Below are 20,452 nucleotides of genomic sequence, written 5' to 3' on the forward strand. Positions count from 1 at the left end.
AGAAACGGGGTGGTCAGCTCATGCTCATTGAACCGACTGACGTAGCCTCCTATTCGGTCTATGATCGGGTGAAAAACAGGCCGGAAGAACTGCTTGCGCAGGATATCATTGAGGCAGAAGCGGAAGCGGCTCTCATCACGGGCCACTGCTTTGAAGACAGCGTTTATGACCCGCTGCCCGACAAGGCGAAATTGGCTTTGCTGAAGCTTGCCCAGTATTTTGCGCTTGTAAATAGCGATGAATCAGCCTCATCAAGCTACCAGTCTGAAAAAATGGGGGATTATTCGTACACGGTTTCCGGAGAAGGCGGCATTCAGCGGCCAGAGGTGTATCATTTGCTCGAAGAGTTTATCATACCGGGCTACGTCCCTGAATCCTCCAGACTGAAGGTGAGGTCTTTATGAGCTATCAGCAGATGCTCATTCACCGCTGCGACATTTATCATGAAGCGGCGCAAGCACCGTCTGCAGGCCGATTCGGGATTCCGGCAGACAAGCTGCAGCCGGTGATTTCATATCCGGACACACCCGATGAACAAGATGTCCCTTGCTATTTTTCTGAAAAAACGCAGCAGCTGATCCAGGAGGAGCCGGATCAAATTGTATATCACAGCTTTCTCGTCCATTTTCCGTTGTCAGCGGACATCCGCGTAAACGATAAAATCATGTGGGAGAATCATCAATATATACTAAAGCTGCCGAAAAGGATCAGACATCATCATTGGGAAGTCATCGCGGTCAGGGATGAAAGCCTATGAAAATAGCGGGACTGAAACAGCTAAACACGTCATTAAAAAAAGCGGCATCAGGAGGATTTTCACGTCAGGCGTCCCGGTGGCTTGAGGAGTGCGGGCAAGATTTTCTGGAGATCGTCCAATCTGAACTCATCAGCACACAAACGATTGATACAGAAAAACTGCTCAGCTCGTTCGAGAAAAATGCAGAAGACAATTTTTGGATTGTGCAAAGCGGCGGGCTTTCGCTTGAGGTGGGTACACAGCTGGATTACGCCTCATTTCTAAATGACGGCCATTGGACGTCAAAACAAGATGTGAGATGGGTGCCGGGGCATTTTCAAGGCTCGCGGTTTATTTATGATCCCGCGGCTTCAACGGGAATGGCGCTCAAGAGAAAATGGGTCCCGGGCACGAGCTACTGGGATCATGCGCTGCTTTTATATGAACAGCTGTTTGAAAAATCGCTGGAAAGCAAATTGCGCCAGTGGCTGAAGAAGCTGTAAAGGAGGAGCAGGATGAACAGCGAAACAGGATCGATCATGGCGTTTTTGTACAGCCGGTGGCCTGTTCCCATTTATGAACGTGAGCTGCCTGATCAGTTTCAGGTGCCGTCGTTATACGTCCCATCGCCATCTGTTTTCGAGGAAACAGATACGGTCTCCACATTTAAAAAAACCTACAGTCTCAATGTGAAGCTGTTTCATCATGACTCCGTCCAGGCGCTGGATGAAGTGGACAGGCTCGCGGATGCCATCAGAGAAGCGAGAAATATGGTTCCGCTGCTCAGTGAATCCGGCGAGAAGACGGGGGATATGGTTCGCATTACCCGAATTGAGACAAGGATAGGAGACAGGGGCGAGGCGGTCATGGTGATCAGGTGGAGCAGCCGATATTATTATCACAAATCAGAACAGCCTGTCTTACAGGATATCGACATGAACAGCGGGGTGAAATAAGCGGTGGCAAAAAACAAACAACAGAAGAAGGCTGTAAATACGGAGAGCCGTGAAGCTCTTTTTGATACAGCGGATTTGATCGAGCACGCGAAGGAGTTGTTCGGCGTTAAGTCGGATATCCTTCAGGGGGCTTTATTTGGCGTGGATCAAACACGTATGACGAAATCAGAAGCCAATCAATTGATTCAAACATTTCTAACCAAGGAGGTCTTGTCATCATGAATGGCGGAACATTTACAACAGGCAAAGAAAAAGAACGTGCAGGCATTTATTTTAACTTTAAAACGACAGCGCAGGAGCGGGTGTCACTCGGTGAACGGGGAACCGTGGCGCTTCCAGTCGCATCTAGCTGGGGCGAAGCGAAAACGTTCGTCTCCATTTCGAGCGTTGAGGATCTAAACAAAAAAGTGGGCCTCAGCATTGATGATCCGTCTTTATTGCTTTTGCGTGAAGCAAAGAAAAATGCGAAAACGGTATTGATGTACCGTCTAACCGAAGGTGTCCGAGCGTCTGCTGATATTGCTGAAGGCGTCAAAGCGACTGCGGTATATGGCGGAACAAAAGGAAATGACATTATCATCCGCATTCATCCAAATGTGCTGGATGCTGCTTCTTTTGATGTAACAACGTATATGGATGAATCAGAGGTTGATAAACAAACCGTCAAAAAGGCTGAAGAATTAACAGCTAACGGCTATGTTACCTTTACTGGCACAGGCGATCTATCCTCGACAATTCCGCTCACTGGATCAGAAGGAGATACTTCAGCTGAGACACTGAATGCATCTGCGGGAATCCGTTTATCCGGCGGTACCGATAAAGCCCCTGTCAACTCCGACTATACAGATTTCTTAGCCGCGGCTGAAACGGAGAACTTTGATGTGATTGTGCTGCCTGTTGCGGAAGGTGATCAGCTGAAGGCGACATTTGCTGCTTTCATTAAGCGCCTTCGCGACGGCCAAGGACAAAAAGTGCAAGGGGTCACAGCCAATTATGCAGGTGACTATGAAGGGATCATCAACGTAACGGAAGGTGTGCTGCTGGAAGATGGCACGGAAGTTACGCCGGACAAAGCAACAGCTTGGGTAGCTGGAGCGAGTGCAGGAGCAACCTTTAATCAATCACTTACATTTGTAGAGTACGAAGGCGCCGTTGATGTGTTACACCGCCTTGACCACGATACGATAGTTGAACGCCTGGGCAAAGGCGAATTTTTATTCACATTTGACGCCCGCGATAAATCTGTCAGCCTAGAAAAGGACATTAACTCACTCGTTACGTTCACAGCTGAGAAAAACAAAAAATTTGCGAAAAACAAAATCGTCCGTGTCCTGGACGCTGTGAATAATGATTTAACACGCGAGCTGAAAGCCTTAATTAAATCAAGAAAAGGAAGCGGAAGCGATATTCCGGCGTCTGAAGACGGACTTCAATACGTGAAAACGATGATCACGCAATACATGACAACTCTTCAGGATGCTGGCGGCATCACTGGCTTTGATTCTGATGAAGATATCACAATTTCAATGAATGAAGACCGTGACGGTTTCTTGATTGACCTGGCTGTACAGCCTGTCGACGCAGCGGAAAAATTCTACTTTAATGTGGAGGTAAACTAATATGTCATTAAAAGCACAAAACACGATTTCAGGTAAAGAAGGACGCTTATTTCTCGATGGCGAAGAAATGGCGCATATCAAAACATTTGAAGCAAACGTCGAGAAAAACAAGTCTGAAGTAAACATTATGGGCCGCCGCATGACAGGCCATAAAACAACAGGGGCAAACGGAACTGGAACAGCAACCTTCTATAAAGTCACATCAAAATTCGTGATTCTGATGATGGACTATGTCAAAAAAGGCAGTGATCCTTACTTTACGCTGCAAGCTGTGCTGGATGATAAGTCCTCCGGACGAGGCACAGAGCGAGTCACGCTGTACGACGTCAACTTTGACTCTGCCAAAATCGCAAGCCTTGATGTCGATTCAGAAGCGTTAGAGGAAGAAGTTCCATTTACCTTCGAAGACTTCGACGTGCCTGAAAAGCTTTCTGATACGTTTTAATCAAAGTTGAACCAGCCATACGCAGACCGCAGACCTTTCTCAGAAAGGTCTGTTTTTCACATGATGAAATCAATTAAAAGATAAGGGAGTTTTTTACATGAGCGAGAAGAACGAAAACGTATATGATCTTTCCTTTTTTATGCCGGGAAAAACAATTGAAGCTGAGGAAATCAAAGTGCCGATCTCAAAGCGTTTTGTTGATAAAAAAGGGAATGTCGTGCCATTTATTTTTAAAGCGATTACGACGGAGCGCATTGATGAATTGGAAAAAGAAACAACAACGTATAAAAATGTCAAAGGCAGAGGCCGTGTAAAGGATTTAGACAGCCAGCGCTTTTATGCCCGAATCGCAGTTGAATCAACCGTTTACCCTGACTTCCGTTCAAAAGATCTTCGAGAAGCTTACAAAACGGCTGACCCGGTAGAAGTTGCGAAACGTGTCCTGTCTGTAGGAGGCGAATACGCAAACTGGCTCAACAAAGCGATTGAGATTAATGGATTCGAAGATGAATTAGAAGACCTGGAAGAAGAAGCAAAAAACTAATAAAAGATGGGCATAAAGAAGCCGTGTATCTCTACTATGCGATGCACGAGCTTCACTATTCCCCATCAGATTTATTAGCGCTCTACGAAGCGCCCAGAAATTTTAAGGCACTGCTGTATGGACTGATCGGGTATAAGCTGGATCTCCTTGAAAAACAAGCAAAGAAAGGAGGGGCATCGTAATTGGCCAAGCTGACAGCAAGATTTGATATGGAAGACCGTGTAAGCAAAAAATTAAGAAAGATACAAAATGGATTTAGAGCGCTTGAAAAATATAGAAAAATGGTGCAGCGAAAAAGCGCTATCGATATACGAAAAGATAGTAAAACTATTTTAAGAACTATTGACCGCATACAAAAATCTCTAAAGAAAAAGCTTGGTTCTCAAATGATTTCCATTTCAGCTGAGGATAACGCCAGCGCTGTCATTCAGCAGGTTCAAACTCAATTGCAAGGATTGCCGGCATCCGTATCTATTAACATCGGCGCTAGTGATCAAGCAACAGAAAGGTTTGAACGATTAAGAGAGCTCGTTGCAGGTTTTAAAGGTTTTACGATCGTGTTGAGTGCAGAAGATCAAGTTTCGCCGGCTGTGCAAAAAATACAGCGTTATATGGAAACTGCACTTAAAAATGGTTATTCTGTTACGATACGCGTGATTGATCACGTCATGAAAACAGTCGGTCGCATTTCAGCAGGTATTGATGCCTTAACAGGAAAAGACAACAAATTAGAGCTGGCTATTAATGACAAGGTGTCAGATAAGCTGGATTCATTGCAGAAAAGAATTGACAGCATGAGAAGCTCAGGTTCACCCGATAAAGCAGCCCCTTCAGCTGGAGGAAATACAGGTGATATTGCAAGCATGTTTGATCCAGAAACGATTTTGACAGCACTGGACAAATTTGCTTCATCATTCATGGAAAAAGTGGATGAAATCGCCATAAAATTTAGCCCGGAAACAATTTTGACAGAGCTGGATAAATTTACAACATCGTTCATGAATAAGGTGGATGAGGTCGCCACAAAATTCAGCCCGGAAACAATCTTGACAGAGCTGGACAAGTTCACAACATCATTTATGAGTAAGGTGGATGTAATTGCGACAAAGTTCAGTCCAGAAACGATTCTGGCGCAGCTGGATAAGTTCACAACATCATTTATGAGTAAAGTGGATGCAATTGCGACAAAGTTCAGTCCAGAAACGATTTTGTCCCAGCTGGATAAGTTTACTACATCATTCATGAATAAGGTGGATGCAATCGCCACGAAATTCAGTCCGGAGACGCTTCTAAAACAGCTGGACAAGTTTACAGGCTCATTTATAAAAAAAGTGGACGATGTCGTAAGTAAATTCAGTCCTAAAGCCATTTTTAAGCAGCTAGACAAATTTACAGGCTCATTTATAAAAAAAGTGGACGATGTCGTAAGTAAATTCAGTCCTGAAGCTATTTTTAAGCAGCTGGACAAATTTGCAGATTCCTTTATGAAAAAAGTAGCTGATATTGTAAGCAAATTTAGCCCGGAAACCATTTTTAACGAACTGGATAAGTTTGCAGATTCCTTTATGAAAAAAGTGGACGATGTCGTAAGTAAATTCAGCCCAGAAACCATTTTTAACGAACTGGACAAGTTTACAGACTCCTTTATGAAAAAAGTGGATGATATCGTGAGTAAATTCAGTCCGGACGCGATTCTCACTAAAGCAGAAGACTTTGTAACAAATATTGTTGACAAAGTCTCTGAAAAGTTCAATTTCCTCAACCCAGATAAAATCGCGAATAAAGCAGAAAAGTTTTTTGATAATATTGTCTCAAAAATCGCGAAAAAATTTGAGAAATTCAGTCCTGATAAAATTATTGAAAAAGTGGGAGAGTTTTTTGAAAAGATTATAAAAGGCATTGCTGAAAAGCTAGGGAATCTGGATATTGGAGGACTGTTTGGCGGAAAATCCAGCGGAAGTAAAGGCAAACAAAAAGCCTCAAAAGCCAATACAAAGAATTCGACTTCTAACAACTCAAACCGCACTAAAAAACCTTCTATGAATCAAAAAGCGTCAGGTTCTAAATCGAAGAAGTCAGGCGGCAAATGGGGCGGGGCTTGCGGATGCTGCTGTGCCGGAATCAGTACAAGCAAAAGCAAAAAAGTCAAAAATAGAAATGGTTCATCAAACAAAGGCAATAAATCAAATCCTATGAATACGCCTAAATCGGCAAAAGCAGCTAAAGGCGGATCAGGCAAAGGTTTTTCAGGCCTTCTGAAAACATTGGGAGAATCAAAAGGTTTGAAGGGCGGACTGAAGGGCTTAAAAGGAGCTGCAAAAGGAATACCGGGATTAGGAGAAATTTTGTCTCTTACTGACTTAGCCGGAATCAATAAGGATAATGCCGGTGAAAAGGTAGGTTCAGCCGGCGGAGGTTTAGCCGGAGCAGCTGCCGGAGCGGCTATTGGAAGCGTTGTGCCGGGAGTCGGAACCGCTATTGGTGGTGTTGTAGGAGGAATTGCCGGCACTTTCGGTGGTGAAAGTTTAGGGAAGGCAATTGATGCCGGCGCTCTAAATGATACATGGAACAGCATTACAGAGGGTGCGCAAAATGCCTGGTTAGCCATTCAGGGTACTTGGGGAACTGTATCAACATGGTTTACGGACAATGTTTGGACACCAGTGTCATCCGCGGTTATGGGAGTGGCTACAAGTATATGGTCAAACATCGTAAACGCATGGACAACGATACAAACAATTTTCAGTACCGTATCAACATGGTTTATGGACAATGTTTGGACACCGGTGTCATCCGCTGTTGTTGGTGTGGCTACAGCCATATGGTCTAAAATTGTAAACGCATGGACGACGATTAAAAATGTGTTCAGTACAGTTGCTTCATGGTTTATGAGCAATGTGTGGGGACCAGTCAAATCGGCTGTTATCGGAGCGGCAACCACAATCTGGGATAAAATGACCGGCGCTTGGACTAAAATTAAGAGTGTGTTCAGTACGGTATCGGGATGGTTCATGGATATAGTCTGGAACCCGGTGAAAAATACAGTCTTAGATGTAGGCAAGGGGATTTCTGACGCTTTCAAAAAAGCTATAGACACCGTTAAGAACATTTGGAAGGGCCTGAGCGGCTGGTTTAAAAAGAATATTCAAGAACCTCTTACAAAGGTTGGAGAAGCCATTTCAGATGCTTTTTCTAAAGCGTTCGGCTGGGTGAAGCAAATCTGGGATAAAGCTGGCGGCGTAGCTAGTAAAGTGATTAATTTTGTAACCGGCGGCGGAGATCCGAATAAAGGTAAGGATCCGGATAAAAAAGCCACAGGCGGCTACATCACCAAACCAACCATTTCTTGGATCGGTGAAGCCGGCAAGGAATTCGTTATCCCGGTTGATAACAACCGAGGCCGGGGGAAGATGCTTCTTTCTCAAGCGGCGTCTAAGCTGGGTATGCAAGTCGTAGACGACATGGGAGCCGCTTCGTCTTCCAGTGGAAATCCGGTATCTGTTTCAGGAGGAGCAGCTTCCAGTCCGTTATCAGGATCAGCCTCTCCATCAATGGACACTGCAAATCTTACAGGCCAAGCGTCCACACTCGGACAGCAATTTTCAGAAGGCTTTGGTAAAGGCATCAGCAATCAGCCGGTCAAAATGGAAGACTGGAAAAAGAAAAACATCAATACGCCATTTACACAAATGATTTCTTCTTCACCAAATTACGGAAAACAAATGGTGAGCGGCTATGCCAAGGGTCAAAACGGTACTGCAACTGGTACAGACGGCTTTTTGCAATCAAAAGTTAAAACACCGTTCCAAGCTACTGTGAACAAATCTTCCTCATGGGGCACAGGAACGGTCAAAGGCTTTGCGCAAGGACAAAACTCAACTCAAACAGGGACAGCACAATATGTTAGCACACATGTCGACAAACCGTTCCTGCGTTCAAAAGACACATCGAATAGCTGGGGTTCAGGCATGGTCGGAAACTTTGTGACAGGCATGAATTCTAAATCCAGTGAAGTGAAACAAGCTGCAAAGGATATGGCGAAGAGAGTGGAACAGGCTTTTCGTGAGGAATTAGATATCCATTCACCTTCCCGCGTCATGATGAGCTTGGGGCGTTTTGCTTCAATCGGTGTTGTCAAAGGTCTTGGGTCAGTAGATGTAAAGAAGTATGCTGAAAAACAAGCTGGATCACTGGCTGCTGCTTATTCAGGGATGGGCGCTATGAGCGGGAACGTGAAACAGTGGATTATGGCCGCTCTCATGGCCACAAAGACACCGATGAGCTGGCTTCCGGGACTAATGACAATTGCACAGCATGAATCCGGAGGCAACCCGAACGCAATCAACCTTTGGGACAGCAACGCAAAAGCGGGGCATCCATCACAAGGGCTCATGCAGACAATCCCAAGCACCTTTAATGATCATAAAGCACCAGGTATGGGTAACATTAAAAACCCGATTCACAACGCAGCTGCTGCGATCGGCTATATTAAAAGCAGATACGGGTCGATCAACAATGTGCCGGGGATTAAAAGCTTGAATTATGGCGGGCCGTATGTTGGATATGCCAACGGCGGGCTGATTACAAAAGAACAAATTGCCCGTGTCGGTGAAGGAAACAAGAGGGAATGGATCATTCCGGAGGAGCGGGGCATACGCGGCCGCTATCTCCTTCAGAAAGCGGCGCAAGCTCTGGGTATGGAAGTGACAGATCCATCTCAATCCCAGTCTGACCTTTCTTCAGGACAAGTTTCAGCCATTACCGCTGGAACCCGGCAAACGATTCACACAGCCGGAACGAAAGAAATTAAGATTGAGTTTAACGGCGATCAGCATTTCCATAATGAACAGGACGCTGACAGCCTAGTAGCGAAAATCAAGCAGGCATTACTTGATGAATTACAAAAAGATATTAACACTGGAACAAAGGGGGTCGTGGCTTTTGACTAAGTCTGTCTATGAATTTTGGATATCACAGGGAAAAGAAAAGCTGCGATTCCCTGTTCTTCCTGAAGCGATTGACATAGCGAATAGTGTACAAAATGACTCAGTAAAGATAACAGGACTTGGTGAACTAACGTTTATTGAAGAACCCGGAGCGAAAGAAATTTCATTTTCTTCTTTTTTTCCAAAAAAGTATACGCCGATAGCTGAATATCAAAATCTCCCGTCTCCGGAAAATGCCATTGCGAAAATTGAAAAATGGATGAAGGCTAAAAAGCCTATCCAATTTTTAATTACAGGAACAAAAATCAATATGACATGCAGCATTGAAAGCCTTAAATACAGTGAAGGAGACAATGAGATAGGAGATAGGGATTTTGATATTGTACTAAAAGAATACAAAACCGCTTCCCCCCGAAAAATCAAGCAGAAGAAAAAAACAAAGGCAAAACGCCCGTCGAAGTCATCTCCGAAAACTTACACAGTAAAAAAGGGAGACACACTATGGGACATTGCCGGCAGGTTTTACGGGAACAGCACGCAATGGCGCAAAATTTGGAACGCCAATAAAACAGCAATGATCAAACGAAGCAAACGGAATATCAGGCAACCGGGCCACTGGATTTTTCCCGGCCAAAAATTAAAGATACCGCAATGAAACAGGTGATGTATGATGATTGAACTGTTCGTCATTAAAGATACAGAGTGGCTTGAGCTAGTAGCAGAATGCGTATCACTTGAAGGCCATCGTTATCAGGCGCCGCGCTCTATTGAAGCGACCATCGTCATCAAACAGGGCGACCAGACGTATTACAGTGTCACAGAAGGAGATACGGTCTTGTTTAAATGGAAGGGAAAAGAGCTATTTCGGGGCATTGTTTTTGCAAGAACCCCGGACGAGCATACGCTTGCCTTCAGTGCGTATGATATGCTCCAATACCTGGTCAAAAACCAGGAAGTGTATGTGTTTTCCAATCAGCGGGCTGACCAGATCATCAGAAGGATTTCCAATGATTTCCAGATACCGACAGCCTCGATTGCGAACACAGGCCATACGATCAAAAGCCTTGTCATTAAAAATGATACGACCCTGTATGACATCATATTAAAAGCGTTGAAACAGACGAAAAGCCAGACAGGCCGACATTATCAGCTGTATTCGGAAAAAGGAAAGCTCGGTCTGCGCGCTTGGCCAGATCCGTCAGAGGTATGGGTGCTGGAAACCGGCGTCAATATCACGGGCTACCAATACAGCACTTCCATAAACGACACTGCCACACGGGTGGTGCTCCGCCGGCAGAAGGACAATAAGACGTATAAAGCGTCTGCCAAGGACAGTTCAGCCTTAAACAAATATGGTGTGCTTCAATATACGGAAACAGTCACAGATGACATCAACGAGGCTCAGCTTCAGCAACGGGCAGATGTGCGCCTTGCAGAAAAAAAGGGCGTGAAAAAAGAACTGAAAAATATTCAGGCAGTCGGCATCCCGGAAGTGCAAAGCGGCTTGCCTGTCTATATTTCCATTCCGGAGGCCGGGATCAAGAAAACCTATTGGGTAGATACGGACCGGCACGAGTTTAAAGGAACGAAACATACGATGACCATTGATGTTGTCGAAAAGAATACGATGCCCGAAGGAGTTTCATCATGAGATTGAGTGAGGCTATTAAACATTTGGCCGTCGGCGCAGTTGATGCTGAGTCTCCGGTGGAGCTGCTGCCGGCTGAGGTTGTTTCGGTTTCTCCTGTGGAAATCAAATTAAAAGAAAACAGCAAACTGATCATACCGGCTGACGCCATCATCATCCCAAAACGGATGCAGTCCGGAGGAGACGATGCACTCGAACCGGGGGATCGCGTCATGACCGCGGCTCTGACTGGAGGGCAATCGTTTTTTATTTTAGATAAAGTATAGACAAACCGCTTCGCATGAAGGGGCTTTTATTTAGCTTGTATAAAGGAGTGGGCATCATGGCCCTGACACCAGAAGTGGAGTTTGAGGATTTTGAAGATGAGAGCGAAGTCATTGAAACCTCTAAAACATACAAAATAGATTTTGAAAACGGAAGAATTACAAATGAGCTGATTACCGGGCTAGAAGCGATCAAACAGTTTGTGTATATCGCCTTACAAACAGAACGTTATGCGTATTCCATATACAGCCATAATGTCGGAAATGAGCTTCAGGACGTGCTTACAGATCATGATACGACTGATGCCTATAAAAAGATGGAGATTCCGAGGCTGATAGAAGAGGCGTTAGTTTATGATGACCGAATATCTGCTGTAACCGATTTTGAGATAGAAAAACAAGGCGATGCGTTTCATGTTTCCTTTTTGGTGGAGACAGATGAAGGGATGCTTGAGATTGAGGAGGTGATTGGCGAAGATGTTTGAAGATCAGACCTTTGAAGAGATTATGGAGCGGATGCTGAACAGCATCTCCGCAGATATTGACACAAGAGAAGGGAGCGTCATTTATAATGCCTTAGCCCCGGCGGCAGCCGAGCTTGCGAAGTCATATATATGGCTGGATACTGTGCTTGAGCTAGTCTTCTCTGATACCGCGCAAGGCGTATTTTTAGACCGGCGTGCAGCGGAAGCGGGGATTGAACGGACAGCCGCGACAAAGGCGGTCAGAGCGGGGGAGTTTACATCTGGAATTACTATTCCTGTGGGCTCCCGCTTCTATGTGGATAATCTTTATTTTCAATATACGGCAGACGGAACGCTCATCTGTGAAACACCTGGTGAAGCAGGAAACGCCAATCTGACCGGACGCAATTTACTGTCGCTTGATACCATTCCCGGATTAGAGACAGCCATTGTCAAAGAAATCCTGATCCCGGGGCGAGAGGAAGAAGGAGATGACAGCTTAAGAGAACGGTATTTTACAAGGGTTCGGCGCGAGGCTGTCAGCGCTAACAAAATGCACTATAAAGAATGGGCTGAAGAAGTGGACGGTGTTGGAAAAGCAAAGATCTTCCCGCTTTGGAACGGGGACGGTACGGTCAAAATTGTCGTCACGAATGCGAATCTTGAGCCGGCTTCCGATATCTTAATTCAAAAAGTGAAAGATTATATCGACCCTGAACCAGGACAAGGGGAGGGACAGGCGCCAATCGGAGCTGTTGTCACAGTGGAAAGCGCTGTCTGGAAGGAAGTTGAGATTTCTGCCGAAGTGCTGCCTGAGATCAATCACTCAATTGATGAAGTGAAGTCAGAAATTGAAGAGGGCGTTTTACATCTCTTTAAAAAAATGGCGTTCGAAGACAACGTCATCCGCCTTTCTCAAATTAACAATATCGTCTATAATTCACCGTCAGTCAGTGATTATTCCAATATTCAAATCAACGGCACCTCTGAAAATTTGGTGTTAAGCGATGTGGAAATTCCTAAACTTGGGCAGGTGAAGATCATTGAGCAAACAAGATGACATGACAGCGTATCTGCCTCCGTTTCTCACCAGCCTTAAAGAAATGGCAGAGCTGCTAAAAGCGGAAGCGCCTGAGTTTGATCAACAAAATAACAGCATTTTTGACCTGACGGATCAGCTATTTGTGCCGACAGCGACATGGGGGCTGAGCCGCTGGGAAAAGATTTTAAACGTGCCGCGGGAATCAGGTGACACCGATGAGATCAGGCGATTGCGGCTCATTTCAAAAATGTCGAACATCCCGCCAATCACCTACAGGGCCATTGAGCAGGCGGTGAACCGTTTCTTGAAAAACCCGTCTGCACAGGTCCGCCTGCTGCCCGGCGAATACCGATTTAACGTCGATATTAATGTTGATGACCTTCAGCACATGAATGAGCTGATTGAAGCCATCGAAAACATGAAGCCCGCTCATTTGGCGTATACGCTCAGAGGCGGACTAAATGAGACGATTCAAATCAAAGATACAGTCATTCTGAATCACCGGAGATACCGAACAGCCAGTGAGCTGAAAGTCGGTTATTCTGTCACCCTTAATAACAACGAGGTGGTTTTAACTTGATTTCAACCATATACAGAGAACGCACAGCTGCCGATCTAAAAGACAGAATTGATCATGTGCTGCTTAACGGACAAAAAACAGAAATAGTAGAGCTCTCTATTGATGGAGCGACAGTCACCGTTCTGACAAAACGTAAGGAAGACACCAAGCATATCAAAACGGTACAAATTATCGACGAGCTGGGCAATGTGATCACAGAAAGAAAGACTGACCTGGACGTCAGTGAAAACAGAACACTCGATTTCAGATTTACTTTTGAGGTGGTGTAACCATGGCATACGAAGAAAAAACCGACTGGCTCCCGGATGACCCCATCAACGAAGATGACGTCAACCGCTGGGAAAAAGGAATAAAAGACGCCCACACAGACCTGGCCGCCCACAAAAACGACATGAACAACCCCCACAACACAACAAAGGCACAAATCGGGTTGGGGAACGTGGATAACGTGAAGCAGGCGGCAAAGAAGGACTTTGACCAGCATGAGCAAGATCTGGTGCGACATATTACGGAGGAAGAGCGGGAGAAATGGAACGGCGGTCAGTTATCTAAGATTACAAATGATAATGGACAACCTATGTTCAGTATCACGAGTGATTTCCATACGGAACTGTTGAACTATCCTACATTGACTTACTTTTCTTATAGTGGCACGTCTTTAAATTCACCAGGCGGCTCAGGAAGAGGATTTTGGACTTGCTGTGACAGTAAACTAAATGGTCATGTAATTGTGATGACAAATGATAATAAAACTTTCCGTAAAACTCTCTTAAACGGTAACTGGTCAAATTGGATTGAATTAGAGACAACAGCTGGCGCAGAGATGAAAGTATCTAATCATGCTAAAGACTCTATAGCGCATATTACTGTAGCGGAACGAAATAAGTGGAATGCTGGTCAGTCGTCTAAAATTACAAACGATGCAGGTGGAGTTTTTATTTCTATAGGTGATAGCGATGATTTTCTTAGTAAAATTGTAAAATCTGGTGAGAGATTTGGGACATTCTATTCTACTGGTAAGCCAACTAATGCCCCCTCTACTTTATCAACTAGAGGATTTTTTCATTTTACAGCAACTGATAGTAATGGCAATGGAACTTTTGGGTATGTAGTAGCAATTGATTATAGAAATAATATGTTTACAAATTATGTTGATGGTAATTTAGTTTGGCAAGGATGGAATAAAATTGAAAATGCTAGCGATGCTCAAACAAAGGCTGATAAATCATTAGCTGATGCAAAAAACTACGTAGATACAAACTATTCAAATCAAAAATTAACCATTCTTACAGGTTCTAGTGCAATTCAAGACGCAAGAACTGGGGGGAATGAATATCCTCCGGGGTTAACACTAATGGATATTGGTCAAGAGAATACTACAGGTTATCCAGGTAAGATGGGTTTTGTAAAAAATGAAAAATATAATAATTATCGTTTTGCTCAGTATTTTTACACTAACGGGAATTTTTCATATTCTTTTGCTGGAACAGGTACTTGGATTCGTCAGTGGTACCCTCAGTCTGGATGGTCAGAGTGGGAGAAAATATCTGGGTTTGCTCATGTGAATGTAGGCACTACAGGAAAACAAGAACTAATAAAAGGTGAAACACAAAAAATTAATTATAATCGTATTATTAAGGACAGCCATAAAATATACGATACAAATAACTCAAGATTTATAGCAAGTCATTCAGGAATGTATTTAGTCGGAGCTAGTTTAATAATTGAAAACACATTGCAATATTCTAATTTTGAGCTATATATTTATGTCAACGGATCAAAATATAAATTAATGGATCAGTATAGAATGCCTTCCCCAAAAGATAATAATGACACCAGTGAATTTAATGCAACTGTCACAGGATCAGTTACAGTGCCACTGAACGCAGGAGATTATATTGAAATATATGTATATGTCGGATATTCAGGTTCCGCTACACGCTATGTACAAGATAGAGACGGTATTATTAACTATTTTGATATTATTGAACTTGGCGGGCACAACTATCCTAGAGTATAGGAGGTACAAAAATGATATTATACGACGCAATCATGTATAAATACCCTGACGCAGTTCCAAGAAAAGATTTTGAATTAAGAAATGACGGCAATGGTTCTTATATTGAAAAATGGAATCTGCGCGCCCCAATCCCAACCCAAAAAGAGCTCGAATCCTGGTGGGAAGAGCTACAAAAAAACCCGCCGTATGAGCCGCCTGATCAGATGGAGCTTCTCGCTCAGGAATTGTCCCAAGAAAAGCTGGCTCGTAAGCAGCTAGAAGAGTTGAACAAAACGTTGGGGAGCGAGCTGTCAGATATAAAGCTTTCATTACTTTCCTTGAAAGGAGATCATGCTGAATGAATTATTGGGTGCTTGCCCTCTATTATGAGTGGGCGACAACGGATATGGTGAAACAGGCCATCGCATATCAAGACTGTTCATTTGAGGACCTGGCAGAGGGTGTGAACAAAAAGCTGATTACATCTGACCAGTATAAAGAAATTACCGGTAAAGCCATGTAAGGCTTTTTTATTTTGCCTGTTTTTAGATCAAAAGGAGGATGAAGATGGTGAAGTATCAATATGAATTTCCTCTCGATAAGACTGGAAAAGCCGGAGCTGTAAAGCCCTATAGAGGAGGGAAAAATGATTTTGTGACACCTGTTTCGAACTTGTCAGGTGTAGCAGAAATTTTAACGAACGCTGTCTTAAAGGCGACTGTGGCATACAGTCAGCTCGGGCAAGACAGGCTGGGCGCAATTCTGGTTTCGAAAGTGAAGGGATGGGCGTATGCAGATCGTGAAGGTACGCTCTTTATAGAAGAAAGCGATAATAACAGTGCTTGGACAACCGACAGCAGTAATTAATGTCGCAGCGGGTGTCCTGACGGCGACGGACTGGGTGTACCTTTCTAAACGCTATTACCGCTTCCGTTATGTGAACTGGAATCTTCAGCAATCAGAATTTGTATTATACCAATCAGTCGGTGCGGGAGAAATCGATGTACGTTTAAATAGAAAAGCGCCTTTGCAGATTGACTTTTCGGAGAATCAAACAGACGATGGACGGCTGAAAGTGGAAGCTGGCAAGACGTTTGACTTTGTCTTTCATAAAAATGCCGATACTGCGGGCAAGGGTGCCGCTTTACCCGTGGAGGGTGCTGCATATTTACTCGTTGAAGTATACGGCACAGCGGAAACGAGTGAGGTGAAATTTTGGGGGAAATCAGTGTCAGGACAGACATTTCCGATCAGAGGCGTGAAATCTGATGATGCGTCCTCCGCCTCGAGTACATTAGGGAAAGCTGAGGCGTGGGCCTTTAATATTAAAGGTTTCAAGGAGATCATCATGGAGATCGCCAGTATCACCGGGGGGACTCTTTCGATAAAAGGAACCGCGGTTTCATAACCATTTCGGACCTCGGAAGGGAGGTGATCCGCATGTAAAGGAGGAGTGAGTAATGCAGCAAGAGATAGATGTGAATGTGTTTCAGCAGGAATTTGCAGACATGAAAGGTGAGCAAAAAGCGCTGGAGCAAAGAGTTTCCGTATTAGAACGAGTGTCTGACCGGCAAGATCAGCAAATCATGACGCTGAATGAAAAATTAAACAAAATTGATGAAAATACAACGTGGATTAAACGCACCATCACAGGTGCCATCATTACAGCAGTATGCACAGGGGTCATTGGCGGAGCCATCGCCATTATGTACAACCTGCTGCAGCATTAAAGGGGGATTTTTATGAGAATGTGTGACAAAGGCACGGTCATCAGGACGGTGCTTCTTTTGGTTGCATTAATCAACCAGACCTTGCTGATGTTTGGCAAATCACCATTCGATATTCAGGAGGAGCAGGTTAATCAGCTTGCTGACGCTCTTTATTCTGCCGGATCTGTCATTTTCACAATCGGAACGACACTTGCTGCTTGGTTTAAAAACAATTATGTAACAGCAAAAGGGAAAAAACAGCGTGACTTGTTACTTAAAAACAATCTGACCAAATAAGGAGAGATTTAAATGGTAAACATTATTCAAGACTTTATTCCAGTCGGTGCAAATAACCGTCCAGGCTATGCAATGACCCCGCTTTACATTACAGTGCACAATACTGCGAACACTGCAGCGGGAGCGGATGCTGAGGCGCATGCCCGCTATTTAAAAAATCCTGATACGGCGACAAGCTGGCATTTTACAGTTGATGATACAGAAATTTATCAGCATCTGCCTTTAAATGAAAACGGCTGGCATGCAGGAGATGGAAACGGCAGCGGCAACAGGGCTTCTATCGGAATTGAAATTTGTGAAAATGCGGATGGAGATTTTGCGCAAGCAACAGCAAATGCCCAGTGGCTTATCAAAACATTAATGGCTGAACACAATATCAGTCTCGCCAATATCGTCCCTCATAAGTATTGGTCTGGGAAGGAATGTCCGCGCAGACTGCTGGATACGTGGGATTCATTTAAAGCTGGAATTGGGGGAGGCGGCAGCCAAACTTACGTTGTGAAACAAGGTGACACGCTTACATCTATAGCGAGAGCGTTCGGTGTTACTGTTGCTCAACTGCAAGAGTGGAACAATATCGAAGATCCGAATGTCATTCAGGTCGGTCAAGTGTTAATTGTAAGTGCACCATCGTACGCTGAAGAACCAGAACTCTATCCGCTTCCTGACGGCATTATCAAACTAACAACGCCTTACACCTCAGGAGAACATGTCTTTCAGGTGCAAAGAGCACTGGCCGCCCTCTATTTTTACCCTGATAAAGGAGCTGTCAACAACGGAATTGACGGCATTTACGGACCGAAAACTGCTGATGCAGTTGCACGCTTTCAGTCTGTTAACGGTCTAACCGCCGACGGTATTTACGGACCGGCGACTAAAGCAAAAATCGCAGTCCAATTAAGCTGACTCACAGTGCACGAAAAATCCCGGAGTTTCTCCCCGGGATTTATTTTTTCTTCTTTAATTTTTTTAAAATTCCTGCACTCCGCTCCTTCACCCGAAGCGAATACCCGGAAAGGCCAAACTTTCCGTAATCAACAAACTTCACACGCCTCACCAATTTTTTCACTGTATCACCTGACAATTTCCTCTGTTTGTTTTATTATATGTACCCCTTATAAGAAAAGGAATAAGGACAAGAGCTGTTTTCTCTTGTCCTTTTAGTGTGATCATGCTTTTTTTTGTTTATACTCGTCAATCAGCCGTTCGTTTTCTTTGAAGATTCTCGCTGTATGCGGGCTGACTTGATAGCCTGCGACACTGGTGGTTGAACGTTTTTTCAGAATTTTAAACGGCTTCGCCGCGCGGGGCTCGCATCCGTTTTGAAATGCGCGTTCCATTTATCCTTCACCTTCCTCTTCAATTGGCAGCACCAAATCATATACGCTCGTTAATGATGTGAAAAGCAAATAATCAAATTCCGTGACAATGCTGTCAGACGTCAGCTTAATGACGTAACCCTGTGTCTCGATGGTAAAAGGGATGAGAACCACTTTTCCGTATTGGTCGTAATAAACATCCTTTCGATCAAGCCGAGTTTGCACGTCTGCCGGATCGTCCATATGCTCGGTTAACCGGTCTTTATCAGCCTGTGTCGAATAGTGACAAAGGGAGGCCGTTACATTCATTTTATCGGAATAGGTTTTCAGCAGTTTATCAATACCTTCAGCATATGCTTCTATACTTCCATAATAAACGTGGATCGGTTCGTTTTTCAATAGGTATTGGTATGTTTTCAGCCGATTGAGATACATGTGAAGCATTTCGTTGTTTTCTTCGAGGATTTCTCTTGTATCTGTTTCCAGTTCGCTGCCGGCCAGTTTTTTGACGTATGCGCTTAAGAAGATGAAAGCGTCAATTAAAGCAAAACTGACGGCGACAATGAGATACCGTTCCCAGTGAGTAAACAGGGAAGAGGAATCATATGTCCAGTATACCATAGCGCCCAGAACAAACAGTAAATACCATGTTTTCCGGATGGCGGACGTTTTTTCTTTGACCTTCGCTTCGAAACGCCACGTGGCATACACGTATAAGGCTAATCCGGCCATGATGCACCAGACCATGATCTGAAAGAATAAAAGCATACATCAATCCCTCACATCTGAAATAGGTTCTGCTTATTGTATTCGGGAGATACGGCCGGTTTTCCTGTTCCATCAAAAAAACCGCTCCTTTGACAGAAGCGGCGTAACATTAAAAAATCATATTTAAAATAAAGTAGGCAATGGCACCAAGTGTCGCTGAAATTGGAAGCGTGATGACCCATGTGATGAGCATCCGCTTGGCCGTACCCCAGTTTACGCCTTTTACCCGGTGTGACGCACCGACGCCAAGGATTGATGAAGAAATGACGTGGGTTGTACTGACCGGCAAATGAATAAATGTGGCGCCGAAAATAATAGCTGCACCGGTTAAGTCAGCAGAAACACCGTTTACCGGACGAATTTTCATGATTTTTCCGCCAACGGTTTTGATGATTTTCCAGCCGCCGATTGATGTTCCGAGACCCATGGCTGTCGCGCAGGCGAATTGCACCCAGGTTGGAATATCATTAGAAGAAGTATGTAAATTCGCTGTAATGAGAGCCATTGTGATAATTCCCATTGCTTTTTGCGCATCGTTTGTTCCGTGTGTATACGATTGCAGGGCAGCTGTTACAATCTGCACTCTGCGGAATTGCTTGTTCGTTTTCGCCAAATTGCTGTCTTTGAAGATCACCTTGACGATGCTGTAAATAATAAACCCAAGGACAAAGGCAATAATCGGAGAAAAAATAAGTGCTTCAATGATTTTAATGAATCCCTTATAATTTAACGCAGCAAATCCGGCTGACGCAATGGCGGCACCGGCAATAGCTCCGATGATGGCATGGGATGAGCTACTTGGGATGCCGTAGTACCATGTGATCAGGTTCCAGGCAATCGCAGCGATTAATGCAGCCAAAATGACGACAGATCCATTTTCTAATGTATAAGGGTCTACAATGTCTTTTGTAATGGTTTTGGCAACACCTGTAAATGTCATTGCGCCGATAAAGTTCATCACAGCCGCCATTATAATGGCATGGCGCGGTTTCAGCGCTTTTGTCGATACTGAAGTCGCAATTGCGTTCGCCGTATCATGAAACCCATTGATGAAGTCAAACGCCAGAGCACAAATGACTATTAGTATCGTTAAAATTAATAAAATATCCATTTTAAC

Annotated in this window: 27 protein-coding genes and 1 pseudogene; 24 read left to right on the forward strand and 4 right to left on the reverse strand. The window is 44.2% G+C overall.

Features of this window, described 5'->3' with window-relative positions:
• Positions 1–20: 20 nt before the first annotated feature.
• The 24 genes and pseudogenes from MOF34_RS01605 to MOF34_RS01720 all read left to right on the forward strand — a co-directional run bounded on the left by MOF34_RS01605 (position 21) and on the right by MOF34_RS01720 (position 18,154).
• Positions 21–404, forward strand: coding sequence for a DUF3199 family protein (locus MOF34_RS01605; protein ID WP_003220581.1), 384 nt, complete (start codon positions 21–23; stop codon positions 402–404).
• Positions 401–757 (forward strand): YqbH/XkdH family protein, encoded by a 357-nt coding sequence (locus tag MOF34_RS01610; RefSeq protein WP_268398149.1) that lies wholly within the window; start codon positions 401–403, stop codon positions 755–757. The genes MOF34_RS01605 and MOF34_RS01610 overlap by 4 nt, the downstream gene beginning before the upstream one ends.
• A complete protein-coding gene (locus MOF34_RS01615; protein ID WP_019714092.1) occupies positions 754–1,239 on the forward strand; it encodes an HK97 gp10 family phage protein in 486 nt (161 codons plus the stop codon). The genes MOF34_RS01610 and MOF34_RS01615 overlap by 4 nt, the downstream gene beginning before the upstream one ends.
• A 12-nt stretch (positions 1,240–1,251) precedes the next feature.
• Positions 1,252–1,692, forward strand: a complete 441-nt coding sequence (locus tag MOF34_RS01620; RefSeq protein ID WP_268398151.1) for a phage tail terminator family protein — start codon at positions 1,252–1,254, stop codon at positions 1,690–1,692.
• Positions 1,693–1,695: 3 nt separating this feature from the next.
• A complete protein-coding gene (locus MOF34_RS01625; protein WP_268398153.1) occupies positions 1,696–1,914 on the forward strand; it encodes a hypothetical protein in 219 nt (72 codons plus the stop codon).
• Positions 1,911–3,311, forward strand: a complete 1,401-nt coding sequence (locus MOF34_RS01630) for a phage tail sheath family protein (RefSeq protein WP_268398154.1) — start codon at positions 1,911–1,913, stop codon at positions 3,309–3,311. Before MOF34_RS01625 ends, MOF34_RS01630 begins: the two co-directional genes overlap by 4 nt.
• Position 3,312: 1 nt before the next feature.
• Positions 3,313–3,756, forward strand: coding sequence for a phage tail tube protein (locus MOF34_RS01635; RefSeq protein ID WP_268398156.1), 444 nt, complete (start codon positions 3,313–3,315; stop codon positions 3,754–3,756).
• Positions 3,757–3,853: 97 nt separating this feature from the next.
• Positions 3,854–4,300, forward strand: coding sequence for a phage tail assembly chaperone (locus tag MOF34_RS01640; RefSeq protein WP_003220594.1), 447 nt, complete (start codon positions 3,854–3,856; stop codon positions 4,298–4,300).
• Between the two features lie 41 nt (positions 4,301–4,341).
• Positions 4,342–4,482, forward strand: coding sequence for a hypothetical protein (locus tag MOF34_RS01645; RefSeq protein ID WP_003220596.1), 141 nt, complete (start codon positions 4,342–4,344; stop codon positions 4,480–4,482).
• Positions 4,483–9,249, forward strand: coding sequence for a transglycosylase SLT domain-containing protein (locus MOF34_RS01650; RefSeq protein ID WP_268398158.1), 4,767 nt, complete (start codon positions 4,483–4,485; stop codon positions 9,247–9,249). It begins immediately after the preceding gene.
• The gene (locus MOF34_RS01655) at positions 9,242–9,901 is read left to right on the forward strand and encodes a LysM peptidoglycan-binding domain-containing protein (RefSeq protein ID WP_019714096.1); all 660 of its coding nucleotides are present in this window, start codon (positions 9,242–9,244) and stop codon (positions 9,899–9,901) included. Before MOF34_RS01650 ends, MOF34_RS01655 begins: the two co-directional genes overlap by 8 nt.
• A 15-nt stretch (positions 9,902–9,916) precedes the next feature.
• Positions 9,917–10,897 carry an XkdQ/YqbQ family protein gene (locus MOF34_RS01660; RefSeq protein ID WP_268398160.1) on the forward strand — a complete coding sequence of 327 codons (981 nt, stop codon included), beginning with the start codon at positions 9,917–9,919 and terminating at the stop codon, positions 10,895–10,897.
• On the forward strand, positions 10,894–11,160 hold the full coding sequence (locus MOF34_RS01665) for a DUF2577 family protein (RefSeq protein ID WP_019714098.1): 267 nt from the start codon (positions 10,894–10,896) through the stop codon (positions 11,158–11,160). Before MOF34_RS01660 ends, MOF34_RS01665 begins: the two co-directional genes overlap by 4 nt.
• 56 nt (positions 11,161–11,216) lie before the next feature.
• Positions 11,217–11,642, forward strand: a complete 426-nt coding sequence (locus tag MOF34_RS01670) for a DUF2634 domain-containing protein (protein WP_268398161.1) — start codon at positions 11,217–11,219, stop codon at positions 11,640–11,642.
• Positions 11,635–12,681: a baseplate J/gp47 family protein gene (locus MOF34_RS01675; protein ID WP_268398163.1), complete on the forward strand. Its 1,047-nt coding sequence runs from the start codon at positions 11,635–11,637 to the stop codon at positions 12,679–12,681. The genes MOF34_RS01670 and MOF34_RS01675 overlap by 8 nt, the downstream gene beginning before the upstream one ends.
• A complete protein-coding gene (locus tag MOF34_RS01680; protein ID WP_019714101.1) occupies positions 12,665–13,243 on the forward strand; it encodes a YmfQ family protein in 579 nt (192 codons plus the stop codon). Before MOF34_RS01675 ends, MOF34_RS01680 begins: the two co-directional genes overlap by 17 nt.
• A complete protein-coding gene (locus tag MOF34_RS01685) occupies positions 13,240–13,512 on the forward strand; it encodes a hypothetical protein (RefSeq protein WP_268398165.1) in 273 nt (90 codons plus the stop codon). The genes MOF34_RS01680 and MOF34_RS01685 overlap by 4 nt, the downstream gene beginning before the upstream one ends.
• A gap of 2 nt (positions 13,513–13,514) precedes the next feature.
• Positions 13,515–15,263, forward strand: coding sequence for a terminase (locus MOF34_RS20935; RefSeq protein WP_419901019.1), 1,749 nt, complete (start codon positions 13,515–13,517; stop codon positions 15,261–15,263).
• Between the two features lie 11 nt (positions 15,264–15,274).
• The gene (locus tag MOF34_RS01695; RefSeq protein ID WP_019714104.1) at positions 15,275–15,604 is read left to right on the forward strand and encodes an XkdW family protein; all 330 of its coding nucleotides are present in this window, start codon (positions 15,275–15,277) and stop codon (positions 15,602–15,604) included.
• Entirely contained in the window at positions 15,601–15,765 is a 165-nt protein-coding gene (locus MOF34_RS01700; protein ID WP_003218441.1) for an XkdX family protein, read from the forward strand. The genes MOF34_RS01695 and MOF34_RS01700 overlap by 4 nt, the downstream gene beginning before the upstream one ends.
• Before the next feature lie 44 nt (positions 15,766–15,809).
• Positions 15,810–16,650, forward strand: a pseudogene (xepA, locus tag MOF34_RS01705) (phage-like element PBSX protein XepA).
• A gap of 52 nt (positions 16,651–16,702) precedes the next feature.
• Positions 16,703–16,972, forward strand: coding sequence for a hemolysin XhlA family protein (locus MOF34_RS01710; RefSeq protein WP_019714106.1), 270 nt, complete (start codon positions 16,703–16,705; stop codon positions 16,970–16,972).
• A 12-nt stretch (positions 16,973–16,984) separates the two neighbouring features.
• Complete coding sequence (locus tag MOF34_RS01715; protein WP_268398166.1) at positions 16,985–17,248, forward strand: phage holin; 264 nt, start codon at positions 16,985–16,987, stop codon at positions 17,246–17,248.
• A gap of 12 nt (positions 17,249–17,260) precedes the next feature.
• Positions 17,261–18,154, forward strand: coding sequence for an N-acetylmuramoyl-L-alanine amidase (locus MOF34_RS01720; RefSeq protein WP_268398168.1), 894 nt, complete (start codon positions 17,261–17,263; stop codon positions 18,152–18,154).
• Positions 18,155–18,194: 40 nt separating this feature from the next.
• On the opposite strand, the gene spoIISC is transcribed toward MOF34_RS01720, so the two are convergent.
• The 4 genes from spoIISC to MOF34_RS01740 all read right to left on the reverse strand — a co-directional run bounded on the left by spoIISC (position 18,195) and on the right by MOF34_RS01740 (position 20,446).
• Complete coding sequence (gene spoIISC, locus MOF34_RS01725) at positions 18,195–18,332, reverse strand: three component toxin-antitoxin-antitoxin system antitoxin SpoIISC (protein ID WP_019714109.1); 138 nt, start codon at positions 18,330–18,332, stop codon at positions 18,195–18,197.
• A gap of 85 nt (positions 18,333–18,417) precedes the next feature.
• The gene (gene spoIISB / locus MOF34_RS01730) at positions 18,418–18,588 is read right to left on the reverse strand and encodes a three component toxin-antitoxin-antitoxin system antitoxin SpoIISB (RefSeq protein WP_268398169.1); all 171 of its coding nucleotides are present in this window, start codon (positions 18,586–18,588) and stop codon (positions 18,418–18,420) included.
• Positions 18,589–19,335, reverse strand: a complete 747-nt coding sequence (gene spoIISA / locus MOF34_RS01735; protein ID WP_268398171.1) for a toxin-antitoxin-antitoxin system toxin SpoIISA — start codon at positions 19,333–19,335, stop codon at positions 18,589–18,591.
• Positions 19,336–19,444: 109 nt separating this feature from the next.
• On the reverse strand, positions 19,445–20,446 hold the full coding sequence (locus MOF34_RS01740; protein WP_268398173.1) for an inorganic phosphate transporter: 1,002 nt from the start codon (positions 20,444–20,446) through the stop codon (positions 19,445–19,447).
• Between the last annotated feature and the right edge of the window lie 6 nt (positions 20,447–20,452).

It is taken from the genome of Bacillus sp. T17B1 (genome assembly GCF_026796395.1).
In the GTDB taxonomy this organism is placed as follows: Bacteria; Bacillota; Bacilli; order Bacillales; family Bacillaceae; genus Bacillus; species Bacillus spizizenii_A.

Excerpts from the sequence above, each read along its gene's own strand:
- MOF34_RS01605 (WP_003220581.1), top strand. The coding sequence starts at position 21 with ATGCTCATTGAACCGACTGACGTAGCCTCCTATTCGGTCTATGATCGG.
- MOF34_RS01610 (WP_268398149.1), top strand. The coding sequence starts at position 401 with ATGAGCTATCAGCAGATGCTCATTCACCGCTGCGACATTTATCATGAA.
- MOF34_RS01615 (WP_019714092.1), top strand. The coding sequence starts at position 754 with ATGAAAATAGCGGGACTGAAACAGCTAAACACGTCATTAAAAAAAGCG.
- MOF34_RS01620 (WP_268398151.1), top strand. The coding sequence starts at position 1,252 with ATGAACAGCGAAACAGGATCGATCATGGCGTTTTTGTACAGCCGGTGG.
- MOF34_RS01630 (WP_268398154.1), top strand. The coding sequence starts at position 1,911 with ATGAATGGCGGAACATTTACAACAGGCAAAGAAAAAGAACGTGCAGGC.
- MOF34_RS01635 (WP_268398156.1), top strand. The coding sequence starts at position 3,313 with ATGTCATTAAAAGCACAAAACACGATTTCAGGTAAAGAAGGACGCTTA.
- MOF34_RS01640 (WP_003220594.1), top strand. The coding sequence starts at position 3,854 with ATGAGCGAGAAGAACGAAAACGTATATGATCTTTCCTTTTTTATGCCG.
- MOF34_RS01645 (WP_003220596.1), top strand. The coding sequence starts at position 4,342 with ATGCACGAGCTTCACTATTCCCCATCAGATTTATTAGCGCTCTACGAA.
- MOF34_RS01660 (WP_268398160.1), top strand. The coding sequence starts at position 9,917 with ATGATTGAACTGTTCGTCATTAAAGATACAGAGTGGCTTGAGCTAGTA.
- MOF34_RS01665 (WP_019714098.1), top strand. The coding sequence starts at position 10,894 with ATGAGATTGAGTGAGGCTATTAAACATTTGGCCGTCGGCGCAGTTGAT.
- MOF34_RS01670 (WP_268398161.1), top strand. The coding sequence starts at position 11,217 with ATGGCCCTGACACCAGAAGTGGAGTTTGAGGATTTTGAAGATGAGAGC.
- MOF34_RS01675 (WP_268398163.1), top strand. The coding sequence starts at position 11,635 with ATGTTTGAAGATCAGACCTTTGAAGAGATTATGGAGCGGATGCTGAAC.
- MOF34_RS20935 (WP_419901019.1), top strand. The coding sequence starts at position 13,515 with ATGGCATACGAAGAAAAAACCGACTGGCTCCCGGATGACCCCATCAAC.
- MOF34_RS01695 (WP_019714104.1), top strand. The coding sequence starts at position 15,275 with ATGATATTATACGACGCAATCATGTATAAATACCCTGACGCAGTTCCA.
- MOF34_RS01700 (WP_003218441.1), top strand. The coding sequence starts at position 15,601 with ATGAATTATTGGGTGCTTGCCCTCTATTATGAGTGGGCGACAACGGAT.
- MOF34_RS01710 (WP_019714106.1), top strand. The coding sequence starts at position 16,703 with ATGCAGCAAGAGATAGATGTGAATGTGTTTCAGCAGGAATTTGCAGAC.
- MOF34_RS01715 (WP_268398166.1), top strand. The coding sequence starts at position 16,985 with ATGAGAATGTGTGACAAAGGCACGGTCATCAGGACGGTGCTTCTTTTG.
- MOF34_RS01720 (WP_268398168.1), top strand. The coding sequence starts at position 17,261 with ATGGTAAACATTATTCAAGACTTTATTCCAGTCGGTGCAAATAACCGT.
- spoIISB (WP_268398169.1), bottom strand. The coding sequence starts at position 18,588 with ATGGAACGCGCATTTCAAAACGGATGCGAGCCCCGCGCGGCGAAGCCG.
- spoIISA (WP_268398171.1), bottom strand. The coding sequence starts at position 19,335 with ATGCTTTTATTCTTTCAGATCATGGTCTGGTGCATCATGGCCGGATTA.
- MOF34_RS01740 (WP_268398173.1), bottom strand. The coding sequence starts at position 20,446 with ATGGATATTTTATTAATTTTAACGATACTAATAGTCATTTGTGCTCTG.